This is a genomic window from Burkholderia sp. Bp8992, from assembly GCF_003853705.1.
Lineage (GTDB): Bacteria > Pseudomonadota > Gammaproteobacteria > Burkholderiales > Burkholderiaceae > Burkholderia.
Genome location: NZ_QTQI01000001.1, coordinates 75,148 through 100,216 on the forward strand (window position 1 = coordinate 75,148; position 25,069 = coordinate 100,216).

General features: G+C 68.7%; 23 protein-coding genes. 15 read left to right on the forward strand and 8 right to left on the reverse strand.

Going from position 1 to position 25,069, the window contains the following annotated elements:
* The 8 genes from DIE03_RS00360 (at position 1) to DIE03_RS00395 (ending at position 9,909) form a co-directional block, all read left to right on the forward strand.
* Positions 1–444, forward strand: coding sequence for a low molecular weight protein-tyrosine-phosphatase (locus DIE03_RS00360; RefSeq protein ID WP_027791027.1), 444 nt, complete (start codon positions 1–3; stop codon positions 442–444).
* On the forward strand, positions 423–1,625 hold the full coding sequence (locus DIE03_RS00365) for a polysaccharide biosynthesis/export family protein (protein WP_409364402.1): 1,203 nt from the start codon (positions 423–425) through the stop codon (positions 1,623–1,625). Before DIE03_RS00360 ends, DIE03_RS00365 begins: the two co-directional genes overlap by 22 nt.
* A 50-nt stretch (positions 1,626–1,675) precedes the next feature.
* The gene (locus tag DIE03_RS00370; protein ID WP_124446411.1) at positions 1,676–3,901 is read left to right on the forward strand and encodes a polysaccharide biosynthesis tyrosine autokinase; all 2,226 of its coding nucleotides are present in this window, start codon (positions 1,676–1,678) and stop codon (positions 3,899–3,901) included.
* A gap of 65 nt (positions 3,902–3,966) precedes the next feature.
* Positions 3,967–4,926, forward strand: coding sequence for a glycosyltransferase family 2 protein (locus DIE03_RS00375; RefSeq protein ID WP_124446413.1), 960 nt, complete (start codon positions 3,967–3,969; stop codon positions 4,924–4,926).
* Positions 4,927–4,948: 22 nt separating this feature from the next.
* The gene (locus DIE03_RS00380; RefSeq protein ID WP_124446415.1) at positions 4,949–6,085 is read left to right on the forward strand and encodes a glycosyltransferase family 4 protein; all 1,137 of its coding nucleotides are present in this window, start codon (positions 4,949–4,951) and stop codon (positions 6,083–6,085) included.
* Between the two features lie 10 nt (positions 6,086–6,095).
* Positions 6,096–7,562: an O-antigen ligase gene (locus DIE03_RS00385; RefSeq protein ID WP_124446417.1), complete on the forward strand. Its 1,467-nt coding sequence runs from the start codon at positions 6,096–6,098 to the stop codon at positions 7,560–7,562.
* Positions 7,559–8,743: a glycosyltransferase family 4 protein gene (locus tag DIE03_RS00390; RefSeq protein ID WP_124446419.1), complete on the forward strand. Its 1,185-nt coding sequence runs from the start codon at positions 7,559–7,561 to the stop codon at positions 8,741–8,743. The genes DIE03_RS00385 and DIE03_RS00390 overlap by 4 nt, the downstream gene beginning before the upstream one ends.
* Positions 8,743–9,909 carry a glycosyltransferase family 4 protein gene (locus DIE03_RS00395; protein ID WP_124446421.1) on the forward strand — a complete coding sequence of 389 codons (1,167 nt, stop codon included), beginning with the start codon at positions 8,743–8,745 and terminating at the stop codon, positions 9,907–9,909. Before DIE03_RS00390 ends, DIE03_RS00395 begins: the two co-directional genes overlap by 1 nt.
* A gap of 129 nt (positions 9,910–10,038) precedes the next feature.
* Here the strand turns inward: DIE03_RS00395 and DIE03_RS00400 are convergent, their stop codons facing one another.
* A complete protein-coding gene (locus DIE03_RS00400; protein WP_124446423.1) occupies positions 10,039–11,274 on the reverse strand; it encodes an MFS transporter in 1,236 nt (411 codons plus the stop codon).
* Between the two features lie 154 nt (positions 11,275–11,428).
* Here DIE03_RS00400 and DIE03_RS00405 point away from each other — a divergent pair, with 154 nt between their 5' ends.
* Complete coding sequence (locus DIE03_RS00405; protein WP_124446425.1) at positions 11,429–11,899, forward strand: helix-turn-helix domain-containing protein; 471 nt, start codon at positions 11,429–11,431, stop codon at positions 11,897–11,899.
* Positions 11,900–12,040: 141 nt separating this feature from the next.
* On the opposite strand, the gene DIE03_RS00410 is transcribed toward DIE03_RS00405, so the two are convergent.
* Positions 12,041–13,480: an MFS transporter gene (locus tag DIE03_RS00410; protein ID WP_124446427.1), complete on the reverse strand. Its 1,440-nt coding sequence runs from the start codon at positions 13,478–13,480 to the stop codon at positions 12,041–12,043.
* Between the two features lie 144 nt (positions 13,481–13,624).
* On the opposite strand from DIE03_RS00410, the gene DIE03_RS00415 reads away from it, so the two are divergent.
* Complete coding sequence (locus tag DIE03_RS00415) at positions 13,625–14,068, forward strand: GNAT family N-acetyltransferase (RefSeq protein WP_124446429.1); 444 nt, start codon at positions 13,625–13,627, stop codon at positions 14,066–14,068.
* Between the two features lie 61 nt (positions 14,069–14,129).
* Here the strand turns inward: DIE03_RS00415 and DIE03_RS00420 are convergent, their stop codons facing one another.
* Positions 14,130–14,903, reverse strand: a complete 774-nt coding sequence (locus tag DIE03_RS00420; RefSeq protein WP_124446431.1) for an AraC family transcriptional regulator — start codon at positions 14,901–14,903, stop codon at positions 14,130–14,132.
* A gap of 25 nt (positions 14,904–14,928) precedes the next feature.
* On the reverse strand, positions 14,929–15,270 hold the full coding sequence (locus tag DIE03_RS00425) for an FKBP-type peptidyl-prolyl cis-trans isomerase (RefSeq protein ID WP_006479474.1): 342 nt from the start codon (positions 15,268–15,270) through the stop codon (positions 14,929–14,931).
* 583 nt (positions 15,271–15,853) lie between these two features.
* On the opposite strand from DIE03_RS00425, the gene DIE03_RS00430 reads away from it, so the two are divergent.
* Both DIE03_RS00430 and DIE03_RS00435 read left to right on the forward strand, forming a co-directional pair.
* Positions 15,854–16,771, forward strand: coding sequence for a metal-dependent hydrolase (locus DIE03_RS00430; protein WP_124447255.1), 918 nt, complete (start codon positions 15,854–15,856; stop codon positions 16,769–16,771).
* A 442-nt stretch (positions 16,772–17,213) separates the two neighbouring features.
* Positions 17,214–18,695 carry a sigma-54 dependent transcriptional regulator gene (locus DIE03_RS00435; protein ID WP_124446433.1) on the forward strand — a complete coding sequence of 494 codons (1,482 nt, stop codon included), beginning with the start codon at positions 17,214–17,216 and terminating at the stop codon, positions 18,693–18,695.
* A gap of 1,023 nt (positions 18,696–19,718) precedes the next feature.
* On the opposite strand, the gene DIE03_RS00450 is transcribed toward DIE03_RS00435, so the two are convergent.
* Positions 19,719–20,501: an ABC transporter substrate-binding protein gene (locus DIE03_RS00450; protein ID WP_124446437.1), complete on the reverse strand. Its 783-nt coding sequence runs from the start codon at positions 20,499–20,501 to the stop codon at positions 19,719–19,721.
* 233 nt (positions 20,502–20,734) lie between these two features.
* On the opposite strand from DIE03_RS00450, the gene DIE03_RS00455 reads away from it, so the two are divergent.
* Both DIE03_RS00455 and DIE03_RS00460 read left to right on the forward strand, forming a co-directional pair.
* Entirely contained in the window at positions 20,735–21,154 is a 420-nt protein-coding gene (locus tag DIE03_RS00455) for an MbcA/ParS/Xre antitoxin family protein (RefSeq protein ID WP_124446438.1), read from the forward strand.
* Positions 21,155–21,156: 2 nt separating this feature from the next.
* A complete protein-coding gene (locus DIE03_RS00460; protein WP_124446440.1) occupies positions 21,157–21,852 on the forward strand; it encodes an RES family NAD+ phosphorylase in 696 nt (231 codons plus the stop codon).
* Between the two features lie 52 nt (positions 21,853–21,904).
* Here the strand turns inward: DIE03_RS00460 and DIE03_RS00465 are convergent, their stop codons facing one another.
* Positions 21,905–22,636: a metallophosphoesterase gene (locus DIE03_RS00465; protein WP_124446442.1), complete on the reverse strand. Its 732-nt coding sequence runs from the start codon at positions 22,634–22,636 to the stop codon at positions 21,905–21,907.
* Between the two features lie 138 nt (positions 22,637–22,774).
* On the opposite strand from DIE03_RS00465, the gene DIE03_RS00470 reads away from it, so the two are divergent.
* Positions 22,775–23,428, forward strand: coding sequence for a DUF1345 domain-containing protein (locus DIE03_RS00470; RefSeq protein WP_124446444.1), 654 nt, complete (start codon positions 22,775–22,777; stop codon positions 23,426–23,428).
* Between the two features lie 6 nt (positions 23,429–23,434).
* On the opposite strand, the gene DIE03_RS00475 is transcribed toward DIE03_RS00470, so the two are convergent.
* Entirely contained in the window at positions 23,435–24,103 is a 669-nt protein-coding gene (locus DIE03_RS00475) for a glutathione S-transferase (protein ID WP_124447257.1), read from the reverse strand.
* Between the two features lie 85 nt (positions 24,104–24,188).
* Complete coding sequence (locus DIE03_RS00480) at positions 24,189–24,896, reverse strand: class I SAM-dependent methyltransferase (protein ID WP_124446446.1); 708 nt, start codon at positions 24,894–24,896, stop codon at positions 24,189–24,191.
* Positions 24,897–25,069: the final 173 nt, after the last annotated feature.

Below are 25,069 nucleotides of genomic sequence, written 5' to 3' on the forward strand. Positions count from 1 at the left end.
ATGTTCCGGAACATCCTGATCGTCTGCCACGCGAACGTCTGCCGCAGCCCGGCAGCGGAGATGCTGTTCAAGTCGCACGCCGCGTCGCGCGGCGGCCCGCGTCCGACGTTCCACTCGGCCGGCGTGCATGCGAATGACGGCGACGGCATCGATCCGGTGATGCGGCAGCTGCTCGCCGAGCGGGGCGTCGATGCGACGACCCATCGCTCACGGCGGCTGTCGCGCCGGATCGTGCGCGACGCCGACCTGATTCTCGTCAGCGAGCGCGGACAGATTGCGGCCGTCGAAAAGGTCGATCCGTTCGCGCGCGGCAAGGTCCACCTGCTCGGCAAGTGGGAAGGGGCCGAGATTGCCGACCCGCACGGCGGCCCCGAGGCCGATTACCGCGAGAGCTACTCACTGATCGAACGTCTGGTTCAAGGATGGCTACAGAAACTATGCTGAAACGCCCGATGCGCCCAATGCGCCCGGTGGCGCTTGCCGTCGCGCTGACGACTTTCCTGTCAGCCTGTGCGACCGCCCCCGGCAACTACCTCGACTCGTCGAACCTGAAGGACGAAGGCCGGCAGCAAGCCGCCGAAACCTATCCGGTTCATTACATCGACGCCAAAGTGGTGATGGACCAACTGCAGAAGGCGCAGGTCGACCATCCGCTGCCGCCGGGACGCTATACCGATCCGTCGGAGTACGTGTACCGCGTCGGCCCGCAGGACATCCTCGGCGTCACCGTGTGGGACCACCCCGAGCTGACGACGCCGCAGGGCCAGTCGTTCTCGAGCGGCGGCAACACGACGCAGACGGTCGCGGGCGCGTTGCAGCAGCCGTATACGACCGCGCTGCCGGGCCAGGCCGATCCGTACGGCCAGACGGTCGCTGCGGACGGCACGATCTTCTTCCCGTTCGTCGGCCGCATCAAGGTGGCCGGCAAGACGGTCGCGCAGATCCGCGAGCAGATGGCCACCACGCTGTCGCGCTACGTGAAGAATCCGCAGCTCGACGTGCGCGTGCTGTCGTTCCGCAGCCAGAAGGTGCAGGTGACGGGCGAGGTGAAGCAGCCGGGCCCGCTCGCGGTGAGCGACGTGCCGCTGACGCTCGTCGACGCGATCTCGCGCTCGGGCGGCTCGACCAACGAGGCCGACCTGCAGCGCGTGCGCCTGACGCGCGACGGCAAGCTCTACACGCTCGACGCGAACGGCGTGCTCGATCGCGGCGAAGTGAAGCAGAACGTGATGCTGCAGCCGGGCGACATCGTCAACGTGCCGGACCGCAGCGACAGTCGCGTGTTCATCATGGGCGAGGTCAAGACGCCGGTCACGGTGCCGATGCTCAAGGGCAGGCTGACCATCGCCGACGCGCTGACCGCGGGCGGCGGCATCCTCGACACCGACGCGAACCCGCGCAAGATCTACGTGATGCGCGGGATGCGCGACAACCCGACGAAGCCTGAGGTGTACCGCCTCGACATGACGCAGCCCGATGCGCTGATGCTGTCGAGCCGCTTCCCGCTTCAGCCGCTCGACGTCGTCTACGTCAGCACGGCCGGCTCGGTGCAGTTCAACCGTGTGCTGCAGCAGGTGCTGCCGACGATCCAGACGATCTTCTACATGCGGCAAATCACGCGCTGATAGCCCGCCGGGGCGGCGCCTCCGCCCCGGCACCACTCAAGCGGGAACGAATGGTGAACACGCAAGCGAAACACTCCTACGCGGATCTGTCCGCCAAGACCGAGGAAGAGGACGTCGTCCTCGGCCAGTTGCTCCAGGTGATCATGGACGACATCTGGCTGCTGCTCGGCATCGCGGTGACGGTCGTCGCGCTCGCGGGCCTCTACTGCTTCATCGCGAAGCCGGTCTACCAGGCCGATGTGCACGTTCGCGTCGAGGGCAACGACAACACGTCGCAGGCGCTCACGCAGACGCAGACGGGCGCGATGATCAACAGCGGCCCGCAGCAGGCGCCGACCGACGCGGAAATCGAGATCATCAAGAGCCGCGGCGTCGTCGCGCCGGTGGTCGAGCAGTTCAAGCTGAACTTCTCGGTCGCGCCGAAGACGCTGCCGGTGATCGGCAGCCTCGCGGCACGCCTCGCGACGCCGGGCACGCCGTCGCGGCCGTGGCTCGGCCTGAAATCGTATGCGTGGGGCGGTGAAGTCGCCGACGTCGACACGATCAACGTCGAGCCTGCGCTCGAAGGCAAGAAGCTGACGCTGACGGCCGGCCCGAACGGCACCTATTCGCTGGTCGACGCGAACGGCAAGCGGCTGCTGTCGGGCCAGGTCGGCGAATCGGCGCAGGGCGGCGGCGTGACGCTGCTCGTGAAGAACCTCGTCGCGCGCCCCGGCACGCAGTTCACGGTGGTCCGCTACAACGATCTCGACGCGATCAGCGGGTTCCAGGCCGGCATCCAGGTGACCGAGCAGGGCAAGCAGACGGGCGTCGTGCAGATCTCGCTCGAAGGCAAGGACCCGGACCAGACCGCCGCGATCGCGAACGCGCTCGCGCAGTCGTACCTGAACCAGCACGTGGTCGCGAAGCAGGCCGAAGCGACCAAGATGCTCGACTTCCTGAAGGGCGAGGAACCGCGCCTGAAGGCCGACCTCGAGCGCGCGGAAGCCGCGCTGACGCAGTACCAGCGCACGTCGGGCTCGATCAACGCGAGCGACGAGGCGAAGGTCTACCTCGAAGGCAGCGTGCAGTACGAACAGCAGATCGCCGCGCAGCGCCTGCAGCTCGCGTCGCTCGCGCAGCGTTTCACCGATTCGCACCCGATGGTGATCGCGGCCAAGCAGCAGCTCGCGGAACTGCAGGGCGAGAAGGACAAGTTCAGCAACCGCTTCCGCAGCCTGCCGGCCACCGAAGTGAAGGCCGTTCAGCTCCAGCGCGACGCGAAGGTCGCCGAGGACATCTACGTGCTGCTGCTGAACCGCGTGCAGGAGCTGTCGGTGCAGAAGGCCGGCACGGGCGGCAACATCCACCTCATCGATTCGGCGCTGCGTCCGGGCGATCCGGTCAAGCCGAAGAAGGTGCTGATCCTGTCGGCGGCCGTGTTCCTGGGCCTGATCCTCGGCACGGGCGTCGTGTTCCTGCGCCGCAACCTGTTCCAGGGCATCGAGGATCCGGACCGCATCGAACGCGCGTTCAACCTGCCGCTGTACGGGCTGGTGCCGCAGAGCGCCGAGCAGGTGAAGCTCGACGCGCAGGCCGAGAAGGGCGGCAGCCGTGCCCGGCCGATCCTCGCGAGCCTGCGTCCGAAGGATCTCAGCGTCGAGAGCCTGCGCAGCCTGCGCACCGCGATGCAGTTCGCGATGATGGATGCGAAGAACCGCGTGATCGTGCTGACGGGCCCGACGCCCGGCATCGGCAAGAGCTTCCTGACGGTCAACCTCGCGGTGCTGCTCGCCCATTCGGGCAAGCGCGTGCTGCTGATCGACGCGGACATGCGCCGCGGCCTGCTCGACCGCTACTTCGGCCTCACCGCGCAGCCGGGCCTGTCCGAGCTGCTGAGCGACCAGTCGCCGCTCGAGGAGGCGATCCGCGAAACGCCGGTGCAGGGCCTGTCGTTCATCGCGGCCGGCACGCGTCCGCCGAACCCGTCGGAGCTGCTGATGTCGTCGCGCCTGCCGCAATACCTCGAAGGGCTCGGCAAGCGCTACGACGTCGTGCTGATCGATTCGCCGCCGGTGCTGGCGGTGACCGATGCGACGATCATCGGCCGCATGGCCGGCTCGACGTTCCTCGTGCTGCGCTCGGGCATGCATACCGAAGGCGAGATCGCCGATGCGATCAAGCGCCTGCGCACCGCGGGTGTCGACCTGGAAGGCGGGATCTTCAACGGCGTGCCGCCGAAGGCGCGCGGCTACGGCCGCGGCTATGCGGCCGTGCATGAATACCTGAGCGCCTGACCCACCTGGTGCGTAACCGGGCAGGCAGCGCGTGCTGCCCGCCCGGCCGACTGGAGAAACCATCGATGAAAATTTCCGTGCTCGTTCCGACCTACCGGCGTCCCGCCGACCTCGCGCGCTGCCTGCTGGCGCTGCAGCGGCAGCAGCGGCTGCCCGACGAGGTGATCGTCGTCGCGCGCCCGGAGGACGACGCCACGCACGAGCGGCTCGCCGATCCGGCGGTCGGCGGCGCGCTGCCGCTGCGCATCGTGCCGGTCGACGTGCCGGGGCAGGTCGCCGCGCTGAACAAGGGGCTCGACTCCGCGCACGGCGACATCGTGGCGATCACCGACGACGATGCGGCGCCGCATCCCGACTGGCTCGCCCGCGTCGAATCGGTCTTCGAGGCCGATCCGCGCGTGGGCGCGGTCGGCGGGCGCGACTGGGTCCACGAAAAGGGCCGCGTGCTCGACGAATCGCGCGAGCTCGTCGGCCAGCTCACGCTGTTCGGCAAGATCGTCGGCAATCATCATCTCGGCGTCGGTGGCGCACGCGAAGTCGACATGCTGAAAGGCGCGAACATGAGCTACCGCCGCGCCGCGATCGAGCGGCTGCGCTTCGATACGCGGCTGCGCGGCGCCGGTGCGCAGGTGCACAACGACATGGGTTTCAGCATGCGCGTGCAGCGCGACGGCTGGAAGCTCGTCTACGACCCGGCGATCGCGGTCGATCATTTTCCGGCCGAGCGTTTCGACGACGACCGGCGCGATGCCGCGTCGCTGAATGCGATCAGCAACGGCGCGTACAACATGCACCTGATCCTGCGCGAGCACCTGCCGCCGCTGCGGCGCGAGCTTGCCTGGTGGTGGTGGACGCTGGTCGGCACGCGCGTCTACCCGGGCGTCGCGCATCTGCTGCTGTCGCTGCCTACGGCGAAGCGCGAGCGGATTCTCGAGCACTGGCGCGCGGTGCGCCGCGGCGCGCGCGACGCCCGCCGCGCGAACCTTGCCCCCCACCGCGCGGCGATGCCGCCGGTGACGTCTTGAACGGCACCCCCGGAGGGCTCGCATGACTTCAACGAAAGTTCACGTCCATTTGTTTTACGGCGCCGATCCGCGTACCTACCGGAAAGGCGAGAACATCGGCTGCCTGTACGGCTATCACCATGCCGAATCCGACGAATTCCGGCTGACCTATTCGCAGGACGGCGGCGAGAACCGCGTCGCCAGCCTCGCGCGTCGCGCGCTGAAGGCGGCGCTCGGCTTCGACATCGTGCATGCCTGGCGCAACCGCGCCGCGCTGCTGAACACCGACGTGATCTGGACGCACACGGAACAGGAGCACCTGGCGGCCTCGCTGGTGCTGAAGCTCGCCGGTGCGCAGGGCAAGCGCCCGCTGCTGCTCGCGCAGAGCGTGTGGCTGTTCGACAAGTGGGGCAGCTTCGGCGGCCCGCGCCGCTGGCTGTACCGCAAGCTGCTCAACCGCGCCGACGCGCTGACCACGCTGGCGCGCGACAACGCCGACCTGTGCCGCCGCTATCTGGGACGCGAAGCCGAGTTCGTCTACTACGGGCTGAACACGCAGGATTTCCCGCTGACCGAGCCGCAGCAATGGAAGCCGAACCGGCCGCTGCGGATCGCGGCGATCGGCAACGATCGCGACCGCGACTGGCGCACGTTCCTCGCCGCGTTCGGCGGCGACGAGCGCTACGACGTGCGGCTCGCGACGCGCCGCCGCGTGCCGCGCGAGTGGCATGCGCCGAACGTGAAGATCGGCTCGGCGTCGGGGCTCGCGAAGCAGCACGAGCTGTACGCGTGGGCCGACGTGATCGTCGTGCCGCTGCGGCCGAACTTCCATGCGTCGGGCATCACCGTGATGCTCGAGGCGGCGGCCGTCGGCAAGCCGATGATCGTGTCCGACGTCGGCGGGCTCAGCGACTACTTCCCGCACGATACGGCCGCGTACGTACCGGCGTTCGACGCACAGGCGATGCGCCAGGCCGCCGACCGTTTCGTCGCCGATCCGGTGGCGGCGCTCGCTTGCGCGCAGGCCGCCGCCGCGTGCCTGCGCGATCGCGACCTGACCACGCAGGCGTTCGCCGAACAGCACGTGCGGATCACGCGCGACATGCTGCGCCGGCGCCGCACGCCGGCGGCCGCGGGCGTGGCGATGCCGCTCGCGGATTCGCGTCCGTCGTCGCGGTGAGAGCGGATCGATGAGTACGATTGCCGCCGAACGCACCTCGTCGCGCACGCGCAGCTGGCTGCCCGAGCCGAAGCACTGGGTCGGGCAGGCTGCGCTGTGGTCCCTTACCGCCGCGCTGATCGCCGTACACCAGGGCAGGGTGCTGACGCTCGCGTTCCCGGTTCTGGCCATCGCGGTCGGCATCTGGCTGTATTTCAAGAGCCCGGCGCGCTACGTCGGCTTCATGTGGTGGGTGTGGTTCCTGAGCCCGGAAGTGCGCCGGCTTGCCGACTGGTCGAAGGGCGCGTTCACGCCGACGAGCCTGATCCAGGTCGCGCCGCTCGCGGTGACGATGATCGCCGGCTTCGGGCTGATCCGGCATTACCGCGTGCTCGCGCAGCGGCGCGGGATTCCCGTGCTGCTGATGCTGTTCGGGCTCGCGTATGCGTATCTCGTCGGGATCGTGTCGAGCGGCGTGATGGCCGCGACCTATGACCTGGCGAACTGGGTGTATCCGGTGCTGATCGGCTTCCACATCATGGTCAACGCACGCGACTATCCCGAGTACCGCGACGTGCTGCTGTCCACGTTCATGTGGGGCATGCTCGTGATGGGCCTGTACGGCGTCGTGCAGTACTTCGTGATGCCGCAGTGGGACGTGCTGTGGATGATCGGGTCCGACATGGGTTCGCAGGGCGAGCCGGTGCCGTACGGCGTGCGCGTGTTCAGCACGATGAACTCGTCCGGGCCTTTCGCGTTCGCGATCATGGGCGCGCTGGTGTTCGTGTTCGCCGCGCCGCAGAAGATCCGCTGGTTCGCGGGGGCGGCCGGCTTCGTGTCGTTCGCGCTGTGTCTCGTGCGCTCGACGTGGGGCGGCTGGGTGATCGCGCTCGCGATCCAGCTCGCGCAGTCGAACAACCGCTTGCGGATGCGGATCCTGATCAGCGGCGTCGTGCTGGTCGGGCTCTGCGTGCCGCTCCTGACCGTCGGGCCGGTGGCCGACCGTCTCGGCGCGCGCCTGCAGTCGATCACGAACCTGAAGGACGACCGCAGCTACGACGACCGCAACAAGTTCTACGCCACCTTCGCGCAGACGGCGTTTACCGACGTCGCCGGCGAAGGGATGGGTGCGACGGGCGCGTCCACGAAGCTGTCGAGCGACAGCGGCGAGCTCGGCAAGTACGGCAGCTTCGACAGCGGCGTGATGAACGTGCCGTTCGTGCTCGGCTGGCCCGGCACGCTGCTGTACCTCGCCGGCGTCGTGATGCTGTTCGGCCGCACGCTGCGCGCGGCATTCAAGCTGCGCAAGGACAAGTTCGTCGGCGCGTGCCTGAGCCTGTGCCTGTCGACCTTCGCAATGCTCGTGTTCACGAACTCGCTGATCGGCACGGGCGGCCTGCTGATGTTCACAGCCATTTTTTCGATACTTGCCGCGGCGCACTGGCAAAAGGCACAACGCCTGCTGGCCGCCGCGCGTTCACGGGGAGGCGACCATTGAGAATCGCGATCGTCACGCACGTCGTGCGACATAACGACGGGCAGGGCCGCGTCAATTACGAAATCGCGCGCGCGGCGCTGGCCGAGAACTACGAGGTCACGCTGGTCGCGTCGCATGTCGCGCCCGAGCTGCTGGCCGACCCGCGCGTGCGCTGGGTGCCCGTGAAGGTCGGCGGCTTCTGGCCGTCGAATCTCGTCAAGCAGCAGGTGTTCGCGCTGAAGAGCGCGGCCTGGCTGCGCGCGCACCGCAGCGAATACGACGTGCTGCACGTGAACGGCTTCATCTCGTGGATCAAGGCCGACGTGAATACCGCGCACTTCGTGCACGGCGGCTGGTTCAAGAGTCCGTACTATCCGTTCGGGCCGACGAAGGGCATCTGGTCGGCTTACCAGTACGTTTATACGCGCGTGAACACCACGCTCGAGCGCTGGGCGTACAAGCGCTCGCGCGCGATCACCGCCGTGTCGCAGAAGGTGGCCGACGAGATCGCCGGGCTCGGCATCGACAGCAGCAAGATCAGTGTGATCTACAACGGCGTCGACGGCAGCGCGTTCGCCGGTGCGCAGGCCGACCGTGCGGCGTTCAAGCTGCCGGACGACGCATTCCTGCTGCTGTTCGTCGGCGACCTGCGCACGCCGCGCAAGAACCTCGGCACCGTGCTGAAGGCGCTGACGAAACTGCCGTCGAACGTGCACCTGGCGGTGGCTGGCTATCTGCCGGGCAGCCCGTATCCGGAAGAGGCGCGTGCGCTCGGCATCGATTCGCGCGTGCATTTCCTCGGTCTCGTGAAAAACATGCCGACGCTGATGCGCTCGGTCGACGCCTACGTCTTTCCGTCGCGCTACGAAGCGATGAGCCTGTCGCTGCTGGAAGCGATGGCGGCCGGTTTGCCGGTCGTTACCGCGCGCACGGCGGGCGGCGCGGAAATCATCACGCGCGAATGCGGGATCGTGCTGGAGGACCCGGACGATCCGGCCGCGCTCGCGCAGGCGATCGGCTCGCTCGCGGTGTCGCGCGACACCTGTCGCGCGATGGGCGACGCGGCCCGCGAACTGATGACCCGTTTCGGCTGGGCGCACATGGGTGCCCAGTATGTCGCGCTTTACCGGCGCATCGGCCAACCCACGCAGCCGTCCGCCTTCGAGCGCGTCGAGCATGCAGTCACGCAGGAGCAATCGTGATGTCCCAAACTTCCCGGCCGATCAAATCGTTGCAGATCGGCATGCACTGGTTCCCCGAACGCGCGGGCGGCCTCGACCGGATGTACTACTCGCTCGTTGGCGCGCTGCCGGGCGCGGGCGTCGAGGTGCGCGGGCTCGTCGCCGGCTCGCCGAAGGTCGCCGACGACACGGGCGGCGCGATCCAGGGCTTCGGTCCCGCCACGGAGACGCTCGCGCGCCGGATGCTCGCCGCGCGCCGCGCGCTGCGCGACGAGATCCGCACCGAACGGCCGGACGTGATCTCGTCGCACTTCGCGCTGTACACGTTTCCGGGGCTCGACGTCACGCGCGGGATTCCGCAGGTGTCGCACTTCCAGGGCCCGTGGGCCGACGAAAGCCAGGTCGAGGGCGCCGCGACGCTCGGGCAGCGCGCGAAGCGCTATCTCGAACAGGCCGTCTATACGCGCTCGTCACGGCTGATCGTGCTGTCGCAGGCATTCGGCCAGATCCTGACGAATCGCTACGGCATCGATCCGTCGCGCGTGCGCGTGATTCCCGGTTGCGTCGATACCGCGCAGTTCGATACGCCGCTCACGCCCGCCGAGGCGCGGCACAAGCTGCAACTGCCGCAGGACCGGCCGATCGTGCTGGCCGTGCGCCGGCTCGTGCGGCGCATGGGGCTGGAGGACCTGATCGACGCGATCGGCCTCGTCAAGCACCGTCACCCGGACGTGCTGCTGCTGATCGCCGGCAAGGGCAAGATCGGCGAGGAACTGCAGCAGCGCATCGACGATGCCGGGCTGCAGGACAACGTGAAGCTGCTCGGCTTCGTGCCCGACAACCATCTCGCGGCGCTGTACCGCGCGGCGACGGTCAGCGTCGTGCCGACGGTCGCGCTCGAGGGCTTCGGGCTGATCACCGTCGAATCGCTCGCGTCCGGCACGCCCGTGCTGGTGACGCCGGTCGGCGGGCTGCCGGAGGCGGTCGCCGGGCTGTCGAACGATCTCGTGCTGCCGTCGACGGGCGCGGCTGCGATCGCGGAAGGGCTCGGCGGCGCACTGTCGGGGGCGATCGCGCTGCCCGACGAGGCCGCATGCAAGCGCTACGCGCGTGATCATTTCGACAACGCGGTGATCGCGCGACGCGTCGCCGGCGTGTATGAAGAGGCGATCCGGGCGGCAGGTTGAGCGCCGCGGCGCGCCACCTGCGCGCCGAACCTGAATCGGGACCGGCGCATGCACATGGCCGGTCCGCGAGCCGGCCGCCCGACGAGGGTGGGCCGGCTTTTTTCGTTCGACTCCGATCGCCGGCGCGCATCACGCGCGCCTGAGCGTCGCGGCCCATACGCCGAGCGCGGCCACGCTGACGACGGCCCCAAGCGCGCAGACGCCCGTCCATCCGGCGCGCGCATACATCATCGTCGACGCGATCGCGCCGAGCCCGCTGCCGGCCGAGTAGAACAGCATGTAGCAGCCGACGAGGCGCGCGTGCGCATCGGGCCGCGCGCCGAGAATCATGCTCTGGTTGACGACGTGGACGGCCTGCCCGCCGACGTCGAGCAGCACGATGCCGACGATCAGCCATGCAATCGACGTGTCGCCGAACGCGAGCGGCAGCCATGAGCATGCGAGCAGCGCGAGCGCGGCGCCGGTCGTCGCTTCGCCGCGCCCGCGATCGGCGAGCCGGCCGGCGCGTGCGGCGGCCGCGGCCCCCAGCGCGCCGACGAGGCCGAATGCGCCGATCTGCGTATGCGACATCGCGTGCGGCGGCGCGCTCAGCGGCAGCACGAGCGCGCTCCAGAAGATGCTGAATGCCGCGAACACCAGCAGCGCGATCGCACCGCGCACGCGCAGCACGCGTTCATCGCGCAACAGCGACACCATCGACCGCAGCAGCGCCGCGTAGCCGATGCGCTCGCGCGGCCCGTTCGTGTCGGGCAGCAGCCGCGACAATGCGACGAGCATCGCGATCGCGAGCGCACCCGACACGAGATAGACGGCCCGCCAGCCCGCGAAGTCGGTGACGACACCGGCCAGCGAGCGCGCGGCCAGCAGCCCGACCACCACGCCGCCTTGTGCGGCGCCCACCACGCGCCCGCGTTCGCCTGCGCCCGAGAGCGCTGCCGAGCATGCGATCAGCCCTTGCGTCATCGCGGTGCCGAGCAGGCCGACCGCGACCATCCCCGCCAGCAGCGCGATGCGTGTCGACGACAAGGCGACGCCGATGCAGGCTGCCGTCAGCAGCAGAAGCTGCACGGCGATCAGGCGCTTGCGGTTCAGCAGGTCGCCGAGCGGCACGACGAACAGCAGCGCGAGCGCACAGCCGAGTTGCGTCGCGGTGATGACGCCGCCGACGGCGGCCTGCGGCACGCCGAAATCGCGCGCGATCGAATCGAGCAGCGGCTGGGCGTAATAGACGTTCGCGACGCTCGCCGCACAGCAGACGGCCAGCAGCGCGATGCGCGCCGACGACAGGCCGCCGCCCTCGGCCGGATGCGTCGCGGATGTCGGCACGTTCGATGCAACGGTGCCGGAATGACACGAAGACTCCATGGGGTCCCTCACGCAGACTAGTTGCAAATTGAAACTAGTGTGAGTGTAGGAAAAGTAGTTTTAAAATGCAACTTTTTGTGCGGCGGGCGACGGGCTCGCGCACGGATGCGCCGATGCCGCCGCGCGGGCGGCCGGCACGATTGCGGAGAGGAACATGGCCAGGCAGAAAAGTCTTGCGGATTCCCCGTGCCCGGTGGCGCGGGCGACCGATATCGTCGGCGATCGCTGGGCGTTGCTGATCGTGCGCGATGCGTTCGACGGCGTGCGCCGCTTCGGCGATTTCCGCGCGAGCCTCGGCGTCGCGAGCAACATCCTGTCCGACCGGTTGAAGATGCTGGTGGATGCCGGCGTGTTCGACGTCGTGCCGGCGTCGGACGGCACCGCGTATCAGGAGTACGCGCTGACGAAGAAAGGCGAGGGGCTGTTTCCGGTGATCGTGATGCTGCGGCAGTGGGGCGAGGCGAACCTGTTCGCACGCGGCGAGCCGCATTCGGTGCTGGTCGACCGCAGCACGGGGCGCGCGATCCGCAAGCTCGCGCTGCGGCACGACGACGGCCGGCCGGTGAAGGCGGCCGACACGGTCGTGAAGAAGATCGACGACGAGGCGGGTGGGGCGCGGCGGTGAGCGCGATGCGCGGCGGCCGGTCGGCTGGACTGCCGAGATCGTCGTTGACCGGAGCCGCATCGCCATGACCCATCCGCTGGATTCCGCCGGTCATCGGCGGCTGCTCGACCTGCGGCGCCGGATCCACGGCCCCGGCGACGCTCAATCGTGCGCCGGCATCGGCTGATGCGAACGCGGTGCGCCGTGATGCGCATCGCCCCGCACGCGGGTCGCGAGCAGCGCGGCCGCGAGCAGCAGCGCGACCGACACGGCCGTTTCGATCCGCAATCCGTTGACGACCTGCGATGCACCGCCGCCGCCGGCAAGAGCGCCGAACGCCGCGACGCCCATCGCGCCGCCGGCCTGCCGCGCGGTATTCAGCACTGCCGACGCGATGCCGGCCCGCTCGGGCGCGACCGACGCGAGCACGGCCGTCGTCATCGCGGGCACCGCGAACCCCATGCCCGTCGGAATCAGCAGGAACGGCACGAGCAGCACGGCGAGCGGCGTCGATGCGTCGACGAAATGCAGCGATCCGTAGCCGAGCGCGGCGACCAGCGCGCCGGCCAGCATCGGCACGCGCGGGCCGTGACGCGCGACGACGCGGCCGCTCGCGAGATTCGACAGCAGGAAGCCGCCCGTCAGCGGCAGGAACGCGAGGCCGGCCTGCCACGCCGATTCGCCGCGTGCACGCTGCAGGTACAGTGCCAGCACGAACACGGTGCCGTAGTACGTGAGGTTCACGCAGATCCCGAACAGTACGGCCGCGCTGAAGGTGCGATGGCGGAACAGCGACAGCCGCAGCATCGGCGTGGCCGTGCGCGATTCGACCGCGACGAAGGCGAGCGCGGCCAGCGCCGCGAACGCGAAGCCGCCGGCCACGACCGGATGCGCGAAGCCGAGCGGCCGCCATTCGATCACGGCGCCGGTCAGCGCGGTCAGCATCGCGATCGCGACGAGCTGGCCGCGCAGGTCGAGCGAGCGGGTCAGGCGGGATGGTGTGCTCTGCTCGCGGCGCGCAGGCACCCACGCGAACGCGGCCGCGAGTCCCGCCGCACACAGCGGCAGGTTCACGAGGAAGATGCCGCGCCAGCCCCACGCGGCGATCAGCAGGCCGCCGACCACCGGGCCGGCCGCGATCGAGATCGACCCGGCCGCCGTCCACCCGCCGACCGCGCGGGCACGCAGGTGCGGGTCGTGGCGGCACGCGCCGTTGAGCAGCGCGAGCGAATTGGGCAGCATCGCCGCGGCGCCGACGCCTTGCAGCGCGCGGGCCGCGATCAGCATCGCGGGCGTGACGGCGCCGCCGCAGGCCAGCGACGCGAGCGCGAACAGCACGAGGCCTGCGATGTACAGGCGGCGCGCGCCGAAGCGGTCGCCGAGCGCGCCGCCCGACAGCATCAGCACCGCGAACGCGAGCGTGTATGCATCGACGACCCATTGCAGGCCGGCGACCGGCAGATGCAGGTCGGCTGCGAGATGCGCGAGCGCGATGTTGACGATCGTCACGTCGAGCTGCGTGACGACGAAACCGATGCTGACGGCCGCGACGACGCGTGCCAGCGCGGGCGGGAAAGCGGGAGGCGGTGTGGTCGTATCCATGCATCCATCGTAGGATGCGACGGACCGGCGATGTTTCAGCGGGAGGTGAAGCGTCGATACACGGCCGGTGCATGGCGATTAACATGGCAATGCGGCTGATCATGCATGCCACGGCACACATCGACTTTCGACAGGCCCATCCGGATGACTCCCTCGAACCTGACGACGCGCGACGCGCAGATTGCCGATCACGCCGACATTGCAAGGCTGATGCAACAGCTCGGCTACGATGCGAAACCCGCGATGATCCGCGCCAAGCTGGCGACACTGCTGCCGAGTGCGGTCGACCGTATCCTGGTCGCGACGATCGCGCACAGCGTGGTCGGCTGCATCAGCCTGCATGCGCTTGCGCTGTTTCATGCACCCGGAAATCTCGGGCGCATCACCAGTCTGGTCGTCGACGAGCGCTGTCGCGGGCAGGGTGTCGGCGGTGTGCTGATCGCTGCGGCGCAGGTGTGGTTCGAGACAGCAGGGTGCGTGAAACTGGAAGTGACGAGCGGCGACCATCGGCTCGATGCGCACCGCTTTTACGCGCGGTACGGTTTCACGCGGGACGGACAGCGGCTGTCGAAGCTTGTCCTGTCGTGACGCCACGGCGCGAGCGAGCGCCTCATCCGCTATCGTGGGAAAGCCGGTACCGCTTGGCCGCTCAATGCCGTTCGCCGCGCCAGCGTCCGGGCGCGACGCCGAAGCGTTTCGTGAACGCATGCGTGAACGTGCTCTGGTCAGCGAAGCCGACCGTGCCCGCGATGTCGACGAGCGGATGCCGGCCGTCGGCGAGCAGCACGACCGCTGCGTCGAGCCGCAGCCGCTGCAGGTAGCGATGCGGTGTTTCGCCGAATGCATCGACGAACAGTTGATGAAACCGGCGCATCCCGTAGCCGCAGTGCGCGGCGAGATCGGCGATGCGCAGCGGCTCCGCGAGCCGCGCGCGCAGCCAGCGGTCGATGCGCGCGAAATCGAGGCCCGACGCGGGCGCGGCGATGCCGGCGTCGTCGAGCAATGCGTCGCACAGGCGTGCGGCGGCCTGCCACTGGAACCGGTGCGCGGCTGCGTGCCGTGCGTCGCCGGCCGGCGCATCGTGTTGCGCGGCGGCCGCTGCAACCTGCGCGACCAGCGACGTCAGCGCCGGGTCGATCGACACGGCGCGCGCATGGTCGAACAGCCGCTGCGGCACCGCGAGCGATGCCGCGGGCAGGTCGATCACGAGCTGGCGATTGTCGCCGAGGCCCGCGTAGTCATGGCGCGCGCCGGCCGGAATCAGCCAGGCGGCGTGCCGGTCGATGCGCTGGCCGATCCCGTCCACCGCCATCACCATCGCGCCATCGACGCCGAGCACGACCTGGTGGAAGTCGTGCACGTCCGACGCTTCGCACGTGTCGTAGCGGCGCAGCGCGATGGCGGGGGAGGCGATGCGTTCCATCGGAAGGAAGCGGCCGGGTGCGCGATCAGACGTCGAGCAGTTCGACTTCGAACACGAGCGTCGCGTTCGGCGGAATCACGCCGCCTGCGCCGCGCGGGCCGTAGCCGAGTTGCGGCGGGATCGTCAGGCGACGCACGCCGCCGACCTTCATGCCCTGCACGCCTTCGTCCCAGCCCTTGATGACCATGCCGCCGCCGAGCACGAATGCGAACGGGTCGTTGCGGTCCTTGCTCGAATCGAATTTCTGACCGTCGGTCAGCCAGCCCGTGTAGTGGACGCTGACGGTCTTGCCGGCTTGCGCTTCCGCGCCGGTGCCTTCGGTCAGGTCTTCGTATTTGAGGCCCGATTCGGTCGTGATGACAGACATGACTTCTCCTGAAAGAGCGTTACGTAAAACCGCTATTGTAGGCGAGCGTGCAGCGGGTCGGCGCGCGTGGTTCTTGTGTCGCTGCGTGCGGATCGGCAGCGTCGACCGACCGCCTTGCCTGCGGTCGCCCGAAACACGATTGGAACGCGCGTTTGAATTTTTTGCGAGCCATGCGATCGCCGTTGCACCAGGCGAGTGCGCCGCACGTATGAATCGGTGTTGCCGGGGCCGCCGGCCGTATCGCGTCCGGCCGGCGCCGGATACCGCGAAATGCCCGTCCCACGGGGCTTTCAGGTAGCCGACAGGGCATGCGGCCGGGCGTCGTGCATCACGTGCCGCCCAGCCCCCGCGTTCGAATCGCGGCCGGTCCCGGCGCCGTTCGAGCGCCGTTTTTTCCGCCTTTTCGACCGTGCCCCGTTTGGAAGCGCGCATCTACCGCGCGGCTTGCACGCGCTGGCGCGGGCGGCCTATCTTTACATCTGTCGATGTCAGGATTTTGGCGGTGCGCGACGCGCCGCCCGGGCGTGCGCCGGCCGCGTCGGATGACGCGCCGGGCCGCCTCGGAACCAGGAGAACCATGAACATGAAGTCAGCCGCTTCCGCCACCGCAGCCGGGATCATGCCGGTGCGCCGCGACCTGCGCTTCGACCTGCCGGTCGAACGCGCGAAGGACTGGCATGGCCTCGGGTCGCACGTGACCCATTTCTTCAACGCGCTGTCGCTGCTGTTTCCGGCCGGCGAGCGCTTCTTCATGGATTCGGTGCGCAACTACCGCGACCGGATCGACGATCCCGTATTGAAGCAGCAGGTGCTCGGCTTCATCGGCCAGGAGGCGATGCATACGCGCGAGCACATCGAATACAACGAGCTGATGCAGGCGAACCGCCTGCCCGCGCGCAAGCTCGACAAGCGCGTGTGGACGGTGCTCGCCTTCATGAAGCGCAAGCTGCCGCATTCGGTACAGCTCGCGCATACGGTCGCGGCCGAACACTACACGGCGATGCTCGCCGACTGGCTGCTGCGCGACCCGACGCGCCTCGACGGTTCGGTCGAAGGCTACCGCCAGATGTGGATCTGGCACGCGCTCGAGGAAACCGAGCACAAGGCCGTGTCGTTCGACGTATGGAATGCCGCGATGAAGCCGGGGCTGCGCCGCTACCTGATCCGCATCGGCGTGTATCTGCTGACGACGCTGACCTTCTGGCCGACCGTGTTCCTGATGCACGCGACGCTGCTGTGGCGCGATCGCGGCGCCGGCCATCACGTGCGCGGCATGCTGCGGATGATCGCGTTCCTGTACGGGCCGCGCCGCGGCCTGTTCCCGCGCATCGCGGGCGAATGGCTGAGCTTTTTCCGGCCGGGCTTCCATCCGTGGGATCACGACAACCATCACCATCTTGCGCGCGTCGACGCGCTCGCCGCCACCTACGGCGAAAAGGGCGGCGCACCTGCCGGACGCGGCCGCGCGAACGCGCCGGCATCGCTCGCGTCGGGCCGCTGACACGACCCGCCGCGCGGCGATGCGCGGCGCATGTTGCGTTCCCGCATCAGCGGGCTTCCTGTGACGATTGGCGGAAGTCGACCGGAAACGATTGCACGCCCGCCGGCGTGCGCGGCCGACGGGGCGCGTGCACCCGCGCCGGCGTCCCGATCCTGCGTAGCCGCATCACATGCAAACGCCGCGCGCCAGCACCGGCGCGGGTTTGCGCGCGGTGCGCCGTCCCGCTCCGGGTTCTTGCCGCACGCGCCACAGGGATAACACCCATCTAGTCGCCCGCCGGCCGCATCGATATACCGTTCATGACAGCGTCCCCTTCGCGCGCGATTCGTGCGGAGGGGGATTTTATTCGGACGGAAATGCGGCCAATATGTCGGTTCAATCGTGGTCCGTCGGACACGGCGGCGAGCCGGCGCACGATACCAACGCCAAGCGGGGAACAACGATGGTTGCAAGGTCACCCGACGCAAACGGGCAGGCGGCGCCCGAGATGACGGATGTATCCGTCACCGCTCCCGAGGCTGGACGCAAGCTGTTCGTGATCATGCGGACGCCCGACGAGCCGTTGCTGGCGCAACTGCGCGGGCTCGGCTGGGAGATCGCGGTCGCGAAGACGGCCGGCGCCGCGCAGAACATGACCTCCGGCGTGAGCGTCGCGGCCGGGCTGGTCGATTTCACGGGGTTCACGTCGCGCGACTATCCCGCGCTGAAGGCGTGCCTGAGCCAGCCGGCGATCGGCTGGATTTCCATCGCGCAGGCCGGCATTACGATCAGTCCTGCCGTGCGCGAGCTGATCCGCAGCTATTGTTTCGACTATGTGACGCTGCCGCTGCCCTACGAATGGATTTCGCATGTGCTTGGTCATGCGCGCGGGATGGCCGCGCTCGATCGCGTCGACGGCGCGGCCTATGCGGCGTCGATAGGCGAACACGGGATGATCGGCAACTGCGAAGCGATGCAGCAGTTGTTCAGCACGATCCGCAAGGTCGCGAAGACCGATGCGAGCGTGTTCATCTCGGGCGAGTCGGGTACCGGCAAGGAACTGACCGCGCTCGCGATTCACGAGCGTTCCGGGCGCGGCAAGGGGCCGTTCATCGCGATCAATTGCGGGGCGATTCCGCATCACCTGCTGCAGTCGGAACTGTTCGGCTACGAGCGCGGCGCATTCACCGGCGCGAACCAGCGGCGCGCGGGCCGGATCGAGTCGGCGAACGGCGGCACGCTGTTTCTCGACGAGATCGGCGACATGCCGGTCGAGAGCCAGGCGAGCCTGCTGCGCTTCCTGCAGGAAGGGAAGATCGAGCGGCTCGGCGGGCAGGAATCGATCGCGGTCGACGTGCGGATCATCTCGGCCACGCACGTGGATCTCGACGGCGCGGTCGAGGCCGGGCGCTTCCGCGCGGACCTCTATCACCGGCTGTGCGTGCTGCGCATCCACGAGCCGCCGCTGCGCGCGCGCGGCAAGGACATCGATATCCTCGCGCACTACGTGCTGCAGAAATTCAAGTCCGACAGCGGTCGCAAGATCAGCGGCTTCACGTCGGCCGCGCTCGATGCGATGCGCCGCTACGAATGGCCCGGCAACGTGCGCGAGCTGATCAACCGCGTGCGGCGCGCGATCGTGATGGCCGAGAGCCGGCTGCTGACGCCGCACGATCTCGGGCTCGAGACGCCCGGCGAAACCGAACCCGTGACGCTCGAACAGGCGAGGGCGCTCGCCGAGCGCACCGCAATCGAGAACGCGCTGCTGCGCAACGATCACCGGATCAACAAGGCCGCCGCCGAACTCGGCATCTCGCGCGTGACGCTCTACCGGATGATGATCGAGCACGGGCTGAACGATCACGACAACAACGGCGGAAACGGCGACAACGGCGGGCACGACGGCGCGCCGTCCGGCGACGCCGGGCATCAGCGGGTCGGCTGAGCAGGAGCCGGTGCGGCACGACCGCGCCGGTTGCACCGTGCAGCCGGCGCGGTCGTCCGGCCCGGCCCGTGTCGACCCGCCGCGCCGGCGGGCATGTAAAGCGCATGAAACATTTCGCGTCGGCAGCCGGGCGAATTCTCGCGGCAAACCGCGCCGAACGGCCCGGCACCTATCGGTAAAAACGCCGCGCTCCATTGTTCAGCCTTATCCCGCAAGGCTCTGCCGTCGCCCGTCCGGCGCGTGCCGCGTGCCGCATGTTTCAGATTCGCAACTTCCGCCAATCCGCCCCCGTTCCGGCTGCCTGCGGGCACTGCCAACCCCTTGTCTGGACAGGCTTACGCGTGGCTGGCCCGCTCCTTGCGAAGCTTGTCATGCGAAAGTCGACGACGCGAGGTCCGGCCGGTTCCAGCGGCCAGGACGCACTCCGCGGGGATGCGGCGGCGGAGCGCGGCGCAGTTGCCGCGTTCCGGCGGGCAACGGACGTCGTCGCCTGATCGTCGGGGCACCGGCATCGTCCGGTTGCCGGAACAAACATCACACAGCAAACGGGGTAGAAAATGAACGATCGCCACACGCCGCGGCCGGCAGGCCGCGATCGCAGTGACTCGGGGCATCGCCGGTCGAACGTCGCACTCGCAGCCGGCCGGCATGCATCGACAGGCCATCTCTCCGCGCCCGGTGCGAGGCGGATCCGGCTGGTTGCCGGTCATCCGCGCCGGGTCGGCACTTTCCTGCACGCCAACCCGGTTCGCATGGGCATGTGCGCACGGGCGCCGGTACCGCGGCGCCCGATCTTCGCCTATTGACCCCGAGCAGCAGGCCGGCCGTTCGCGTTGCCGGTCGTTCCCTGGGCAATTGATCTGCAATCCGAACGATGGTCGAGGCGCCGTGTCGTGCACGCGACGCAAGACAAGAGCATTCGATGCAACGGCGAACCGCGCGGTGCCGTTGCCATCCGGTTGAAGGGGAGGGGCGGTCGGACGCGCGCGACGGGAGTGGCACCCGTACGCGCGCGACGCCGTTTCAGCTGCCGTAGATGTCGAAGTCGAAGTACTTCGACGCGAGCCGCTTGTAGGTGCCGTCCTTGACCATGTCGAGGATCGCGCGATCGATCTTCGCCTTCAGGTCGGCGTCTTCCTTGCGCAGCCCGATGCCGGCGCCGATGCCGAGCATCTTCTCGTCGACGAGTTCGGGCCCGACGAACGTGTAGTTCGCGCCGCGCGGCGATTTCAGGAACCCGATCGCGGCCTGCACTTCATCCTGGAGCGCTGCATCGAGGCGGCCCGACGTCAGGTCCGCGTACACGCCGTCCTGGTTCTGGTACGACACGACGTTCGCGCCTTGCTTGCCCCAGTACGCCTTCGCGTACGTTTCCTGCGTCGTGCCCTGCTCGACGCCGATCGACTTGCCCTTCAGCGATTCGGCCGTCGGCAGCAGCGGCGAGCCCTTCTTCACGACGAGCCGCGTCGGCTGGTTGTAGATCTTCGTCGTGAAGCCGATCTGTTCCGCGCGTTGCGGCGTGATCGACATCGACGACAGCACCGCGTCGAACTTCTTCGCCTTCAGCGCCGGAATCATCCCGTCGAAATCGTTCTCGAGCCACACGCACTTGGCCTTCAGCCGCGCGCAGATCTCGTTGCCGAGGTCGATGTCGAAGCCGACGAGCTTGCCGTCGGGCGCCTTCGACTCGAACGGCGCGTAGCTGGCATCGGTGCCGAAGCGGATCGTGGTCCAGTCCTTCGCGGCGGCGGGGCCTGCGGATACCGCGAGCAGGGCGATCGAAACAGCGGCAATCAGTCTCTTCATGGTGCGTTCCTTGGCGGGTGCTTCCGGGTTCTGTGCGACACGGTTTCACGGATACGAGCCGCGTCTTCGCGCGGTGTCCGCACGGTCATTAACGCAGAAAATAAAATACGAGTCCAGAATGGACAAAAAATATCGTTCCGTCGGAAGCAATGGCCGATCGACGGGTGTCGACCCTTGCAAAAATACGAAAATGGACTAATCTTGTTAGTAAATTCGTTTCGAGACTAACGATCATGTCACAGCCCGCCTACGATTCGCATTCCGCCCCGCCGCAGGCCTCGGTCGCCCAGATGTCGGCGGCCGGCCTGCGTGCGTTTTTCAACATCGCGCGCGACTGGGAACTGACGATCGACGAGCAGATCGTGCTGCTCGGGTCGCCCGGCCGTTCGACGTTCTTCAAGTGGAAGGCCACGCCGGAATCGGCGCGGCTGCCGCGCGATACGCTCGAGCGGCTGTCGCTGCTGCTCGGCATCTACAAGGCGCTGCAGATCCTGCTGCCGCAGCCGGCCGCGGCCGACGCGTGGGTCAAGCGGCCCAACGACGCGGCGCCGTTCGGCGGCCGGCGCGCACTCGACCGGATGCTCGCCGGCAACGTCGGCGATCTGGTCGCCGTCCGGCAATATCTCGACGCGATGCGGGGTGGCTGGGCGTGACGATGCCGATCGAAACACAACAATGGCCCACGACCACGGTCGACTGGGCACCTGCCTATCGTGTGATTCCCACCCGTTTTCCGGCAATCAACCTGTTCGACCGCGTCGCCTCGGCGGACGATTTCGACGCGCTGTATGCGCTCGAGTCGCTGACCAACGACCGCATCCGCAACGAAATCGGCGCGCTTGACCTCGTGCCGCCTGCCGAGCGCCGCTACGGGCTGGGCTGGGGGCCGATCATGGCTGCGTTTACGCACCTGAATCCGCAGGGCAGCCGCTTTTCCGACGGCAGCTACGGCGTGTTCTATTGCACCCGCTCGCGCGATACGGCGATCGCCGAAACGCGCTATCACAGCGCGCTGTTCCTGGCCGCGACGAAGGAGCCGCCGATGCGCCAGCAGATGCGGCTCTACACCGTGTTCGCGCAGGGCAGCGTGGTCGACGTGCGCACCTGGCCGCAGCGCGATCCCGCGTTGCTGCATCCGCTCGACTACGGCGCCGGGCAGGCGCTCGGCCGGGCGGTGCGCAACGCGGGCGGCGCGGGGATCGTCTATCCGTCGGTGCGCGACCCGCGCGGCGAGTGTCTGGCGGCGTTCCGCACCGCGCTGCTGCGCGATTGCCATCACGCGGCCTATCTCGAATACAACTGGAACGGCACCGGTGTCGATGCGGTGTTCGAGCTGAACCAGGTCGGCTAGCACGCACCGGCTCGCGCGCCGTGGCCGGCGACGGTGCAGGGGCGCGAGCGCGTTACGGCAGCGGCCAGTCGCCCGCGTGGCGCTCGCGCGCCTCGGCCTGCGTCATCGACCACGTGCTGCCGGTACGCGGCTCGACGAGCGTGAGCCTCCCGGCCGGCGCGAACGCGCCCGTGTCGATGAACCATTGCGCACCGATCCGCTGCGGCGCGCGCACGGGCGTATGCCCGGTGCAGGTCAGCGACAGCCCGGCCTGCCGCGCCGGATCGGCGAGCCCCTGGACGAGATCGCGACCCCAGATCAGCCGCTCGCGCACGTCGTGCGCATAGCTGCCCGTGTCGAGATCGGCGTCCGAGCCGAAGAATTCCGCATGCAGCACGTTGAAGCGGCCGGGGCCGTCGCCGATCACGCGCACCAGCGGCAGCGCGTCGACGCGCGCCGCATGGGCGTGCAGCCGTTCCGGCGGCAGGTCGGCGCCCCAGTCGCCGCCGATCCCGCGCCACGCGTCGGGCGACAGCTTGCCGCGCGACACGAGGCTCAGCACTTCCTCGTGGTTGCCGCGCACGACGTGGCACCACGGACGGTCGAGCAGGTCGAGCGCGGTTTCGGAGGCAGGGCCGCGGTCGACCAGGTCGCCGACCGAGAACAGGCGGTCGCGGGCCGGATCGAAGCGGATGTCGCGCAGCAGCGCGCGCAGCACGTCCACGCACCCGTGCAGGTCGCCGACGACGAAGTCGCAGCCGGCGGTGTTCGCGGGGTGGCGGCAGAGGGGGGCGGTGGCAGTCATCCCCTTATCTTAGGCGCTCGCGCCCATCGCCACGTCACGATGGAATGGCGATAATCGGGCGCGGTATCCTACGGCGCGGCGCAGCGGGCCGCCCCGTGCGCCGTTCGAACCCTTTCCATCCGCTTTCGGAATCACACGATGACGCTTTATCCGCAGGTATTACGCAACCGGCCGCGCATGGTCGTGGCGTTCGTCGCAGGCTTGCTGTGCGCGGTGCTGCTGCCGTTTCCGCTGCGTCCGGCCGTGCGGGCGCTGATCGGCTGGGATTGCACGGTCTGGCTGTATCTCGTGCTGATGTGGGTGCGCATGGTTACCGCGCATCATCACAAGGTGCGCGAAGTCGCGATCCGTGAAGACGAAAACGCGACGACCGTGCTGACCGTCGTGTGCTTCGCGACCGTCGCGAGCGTCGCTGCGATCGCGATCGAACTCGCAACCGTCAAGAGCGTGGGCTTCAGCGCGGGGCTCAGCCACTACGCGATCACGGCCGCGACGCTGTTCGGTGCGTGGTTCCTGATCCCGACGATCTTCACGCTGAACTATGCGCGGCTCTATTACGGCTCGCCGTCCAGCGACCGCGCGCTGCGCTTCCCCGACCGCAACCCCGAGCCCGATTACTGGGACTTCCTGTATTTCGCGTTCACGATCGCGGTCGCGTCGCAGACGGCCGACGTGTCGCTCGCGAACCGCTCCGCGCGACGCTCGGTGCTCGCGCAGTCGATCCTGTCGTTCTACTTCAACATGGCCGTGCTCGGGCTGTCGATCAACGTCGCGGCCGGCCTGCTGAGCTGACGCCGGTCACGCGAGCAGGCCGTACGGGCCGCCGCGTTCCAGCGCCCGCTGGTACGCGGGCCGCGCATGGATCGCGTCGAGAAAGCGCGCGATCGCCGGATAGCGGCTGCCGCCGCCGCGCGCGGTCGCCGCTTCGAGCGGGAAGCTCATCTGGATGTCGGCCGCGCTGAAGCCGTCGCCGACGAACCAGCCGGTGCGGCCCAGCGCGCCGTCGATATGGCCGAGATGCAGCGCGATCTGCGGATCGACGAAGCCCGACTGCAGCGTGGCGGCGATCTTGCGCGCGATCGGCCGCGCGAAGAACGGCATCGGCGCATGCGCGATCCGCAGCGCGACGAGCTTGAGCAGCAGCGGCGGCATCGCCGATCCTTCCGCGTAGTGCAGCCAGTACGTGTACTCGTGCCGCCCGGGCGTGCCGGGCGGCGGCGCGAGGCGCCCGTTGCCGTAGCGTTCGACCAGGTACTCGATGATCGCGCCCGATTCGGCGAACGTGCGGCCTTCGTCGGTGACGACCGGCGACTTGCCGAGCGGATGGATCGCGCGCAGTTCGGGCGGCGCGAGCATCGTTTTCGGATCGCGTTCGTAGCGGACGATCTCGTACGGCACCTCCAGTTCTTCGAGCAGCCAGAGCACGCGCTGCGAGCGCGAGTTGTTCAGGTGATGGACGGTGAGCATGTCGTGGCCGGAAAGGGGCGGGAACGACATCATACCCAGCGCGCGTGGCATGCACGCGAATCCCGTCCGGCGCCGTGCCGAACCGCTATGCGCGCCGCACCGCGACCCACGCGCCCCAGAACAGGCTCGCGAAAAAGCGCAGCGGCGCATCGAAGCCCGCGTCGCGCAGCAGGTCGAACATGGCGTCCTCGGAGGCGGGCGGATCGGCGCCCTGCAGGATCTTCGCGAGTTGCGCGCGTACGGCGTCGGGCGTGGCGCCCTTCATGCGCCAGCGCTGCTGCCACGCGTCGAGCAGGCGAGGGTGGTCCGCATAGCGGCGATGGTTGCCGGCGAGCACGAGCGGTGCGCCGGGCTTCAGGCGCCGCGCGATCGCGCGCAGCAGCGCGGCCTTCGCGTCGTCGCCCGGCACGTGATGCAGCACGCCGATCAGCGTTGCGCCGTCGAACGCGGCGGCATCGGGCAGCGCGTCGACGCCGTCCTCGACGAACGTCGTGCGCGACCCGAAGCCTGCGGCCTCGACGTTCGAGCGCGCGAGCACGAGCATCGGCGCGGACGGGTCCACCGCCGTGAATTGCCAGCCCGGTTCGAGCGCGGCCGCCACGCAGATTTCCTGCCCCGTGCCGCCTGCGCCCGCGACGAGGATTTGCGCATCGGTCGCGCCGATCGCCGACGCGAGCATGCACGCGGTGAGTTCGTGACATGCATCGTAGCCGGCGAGCGCGATGCGCGATTGCGCGGCGTATTCCTGCGCGCGTGACGGATCGAATTTCGCGGCGCTGGCGGGAAGCGACATGGCGGTTTCCTTGGGTTTGTGGCGGACGACGTGCCCGCGAGCCTGACGCAGAGCGTACGGGCGCACGGCCCGCGCAACAAGGCGAGCAGACATTCCGGTATGCCGACTACCCGATTCGCCGGCACGTGCCGGCAAGCCCGTTTTCCCAGGGGTCGGTTCGCATTTAAAAATGT

Bases quoted from the DNA above. Each gene is read 5' to 3' on its own strand.
- DIE03_RS00360 (WP_027791027.1), top strand. From the start codon at position 1: ATGTTCCGGAACATCCTGATCGTCTGCCACGCGAACGTCTGCCGCAGC.
- DIE03_RS00365 (WP_409364402.1), top strand. From the start codon at position 423: ATGGCTACAGAAACTATGCTGAAACGCCCGATGCGCCCAATGCGCCCG.
- DIE03_RS00370 (WP_124446411.1), top strand. From the start codon at position 1,676: ATGGTGAACACGCAAGCGAAACACTCCTACGCGGATCTGTCCGCCAAG.
- DIE03_RS00375 (WP_124446413.1), top strand. From the start codon at position 3,967: ATGAAAATTTCCGTGCTCGTTCCGACCTACCGGCGTCCCGCCGACCTC.
- DIE03_RS00380 (WP_124446415.1), top strand. From the start codon at position 4,949: ATGACTTCAACGAAAGTTCACGTCCATTTGTTTTACGGCGCCGATCCG.
- DIE03_RS00385 (WP_124446417.1), top strand. From the start codon at position 6,096: ATGAGTACGATTGCCGCCGAACGCACCTCGTCGCGCACGCGCAGCTGG.
- DIE03_RS00395 (WP_124446421.1), top strand. From the start codon at position 8,743: ATGTCCCAAACTTCCCGGCCGATCAAATCGTTGCAGATCGGCATGCAC.
- DIE03_RS00400 (WP_124446423.1), bottom strand. From the start codon at position 11,274: ATGGAGTCTTCGTGTCATTCCGGCACCGTTGCATCGAACGTGCCGACA.
- DIE03_RS00405 (WP_124446425.1), top strand. From the start codon at position 11,429: ATGGCCAGGCAGAAAAGTCTTGCGGATTCCCCGTGCCCGGTGGCGCGG.
- DIE03_RS00410 (WP_124446427.1), bottom strand. From the start codon at position 13,480: ATGGATACGACCACACCGCCTCCCGCTTTCCCGCCCGCGCTGGCACGC.
- DIE03_RS00415 (WP_124446429.1), top strand. From the start codon at position 13,625: ATGACTCCCTCGAACCTGACGACGCGCGACGCGCAGATTGCCGATCAC.
- DIE03_RS00420 (WP_124446431.1), bottom strand. From the start codon at position 14,903: ATGGAACGCATCGCCTCCCCCGCCATCGCGCTGCGCCGCTACGACACG.
- DIE03_RS00425 (WP_006479474.1), bottom strand. From the start codon at position 15,270: ATGTCTGTCATCACGACCGAATCGGGCCTCAAATACGAAGACCTGACC.
- DIE03_RS00430 (WP_124447255.1), top strand. From the start codon at position 15,854: ATGAAGTCAGCCGCTTCCGCCACCGCAGCCGGGATCATGCCGGTGCGC.
- DIE03_RS00435 (WP_124446433.1), top strand. From the start codon at position 17,214: ATGGTTGCAAGGTCACCCGACGCAAACGGGCAGGCGGCGCCCGAGATG.
- DIE03_RS00450 (WP_124446437.1), bottom strand. From the start codon at position 20,501: ATGAAGAGACTGATTGCCGCTGTTTCGATCGCCCTGCTCGCGGTATCC.
- DIE03_RS00455 (WP_124446438.1), top strand. From the start codon at position 20,735: ATGTCACAGCCCGCCTACGATTCGCATTCCGCCCCGCCGCAGGCCTCG.
- DIE03_RS00460 (WP_124446440.1), top strand. From the start codon at position 21,157: ATGCCGATCGAAACACAACAATGGCCCACGACCACGGTCGACTGGGCA.
- DIE03_RS00465 (WP_124446442.1), bottom strand. From the start codon at position 22,636: ATGACTGCCACCGCCCCCCTCTGCCGCCACCCCGCGAACACCGCCGGC.
- DIE03_RS00470 (WP_124446444.1), top strand. From the start codon at position 22,775: ATGACGCTTTATCCGCAGGTATTACGCAACCGGCCGCGCATGGTCGTG.
- DIE03_RS00475 (WP_124447257.1), bottom strand. From the start codon at position 24,103: ATGCTCACCGTCCATCACCTGAACAACTCGCGCTCGCAGCGCGTGCTC.
- DIE03_RS00480 (WP_124446446.1), bottom strand. From the start codon at position 24,896: ATGTCGCTTCCCGCCAGCGCCGCGAAATTCGATCCGTCACGCGCGCAG.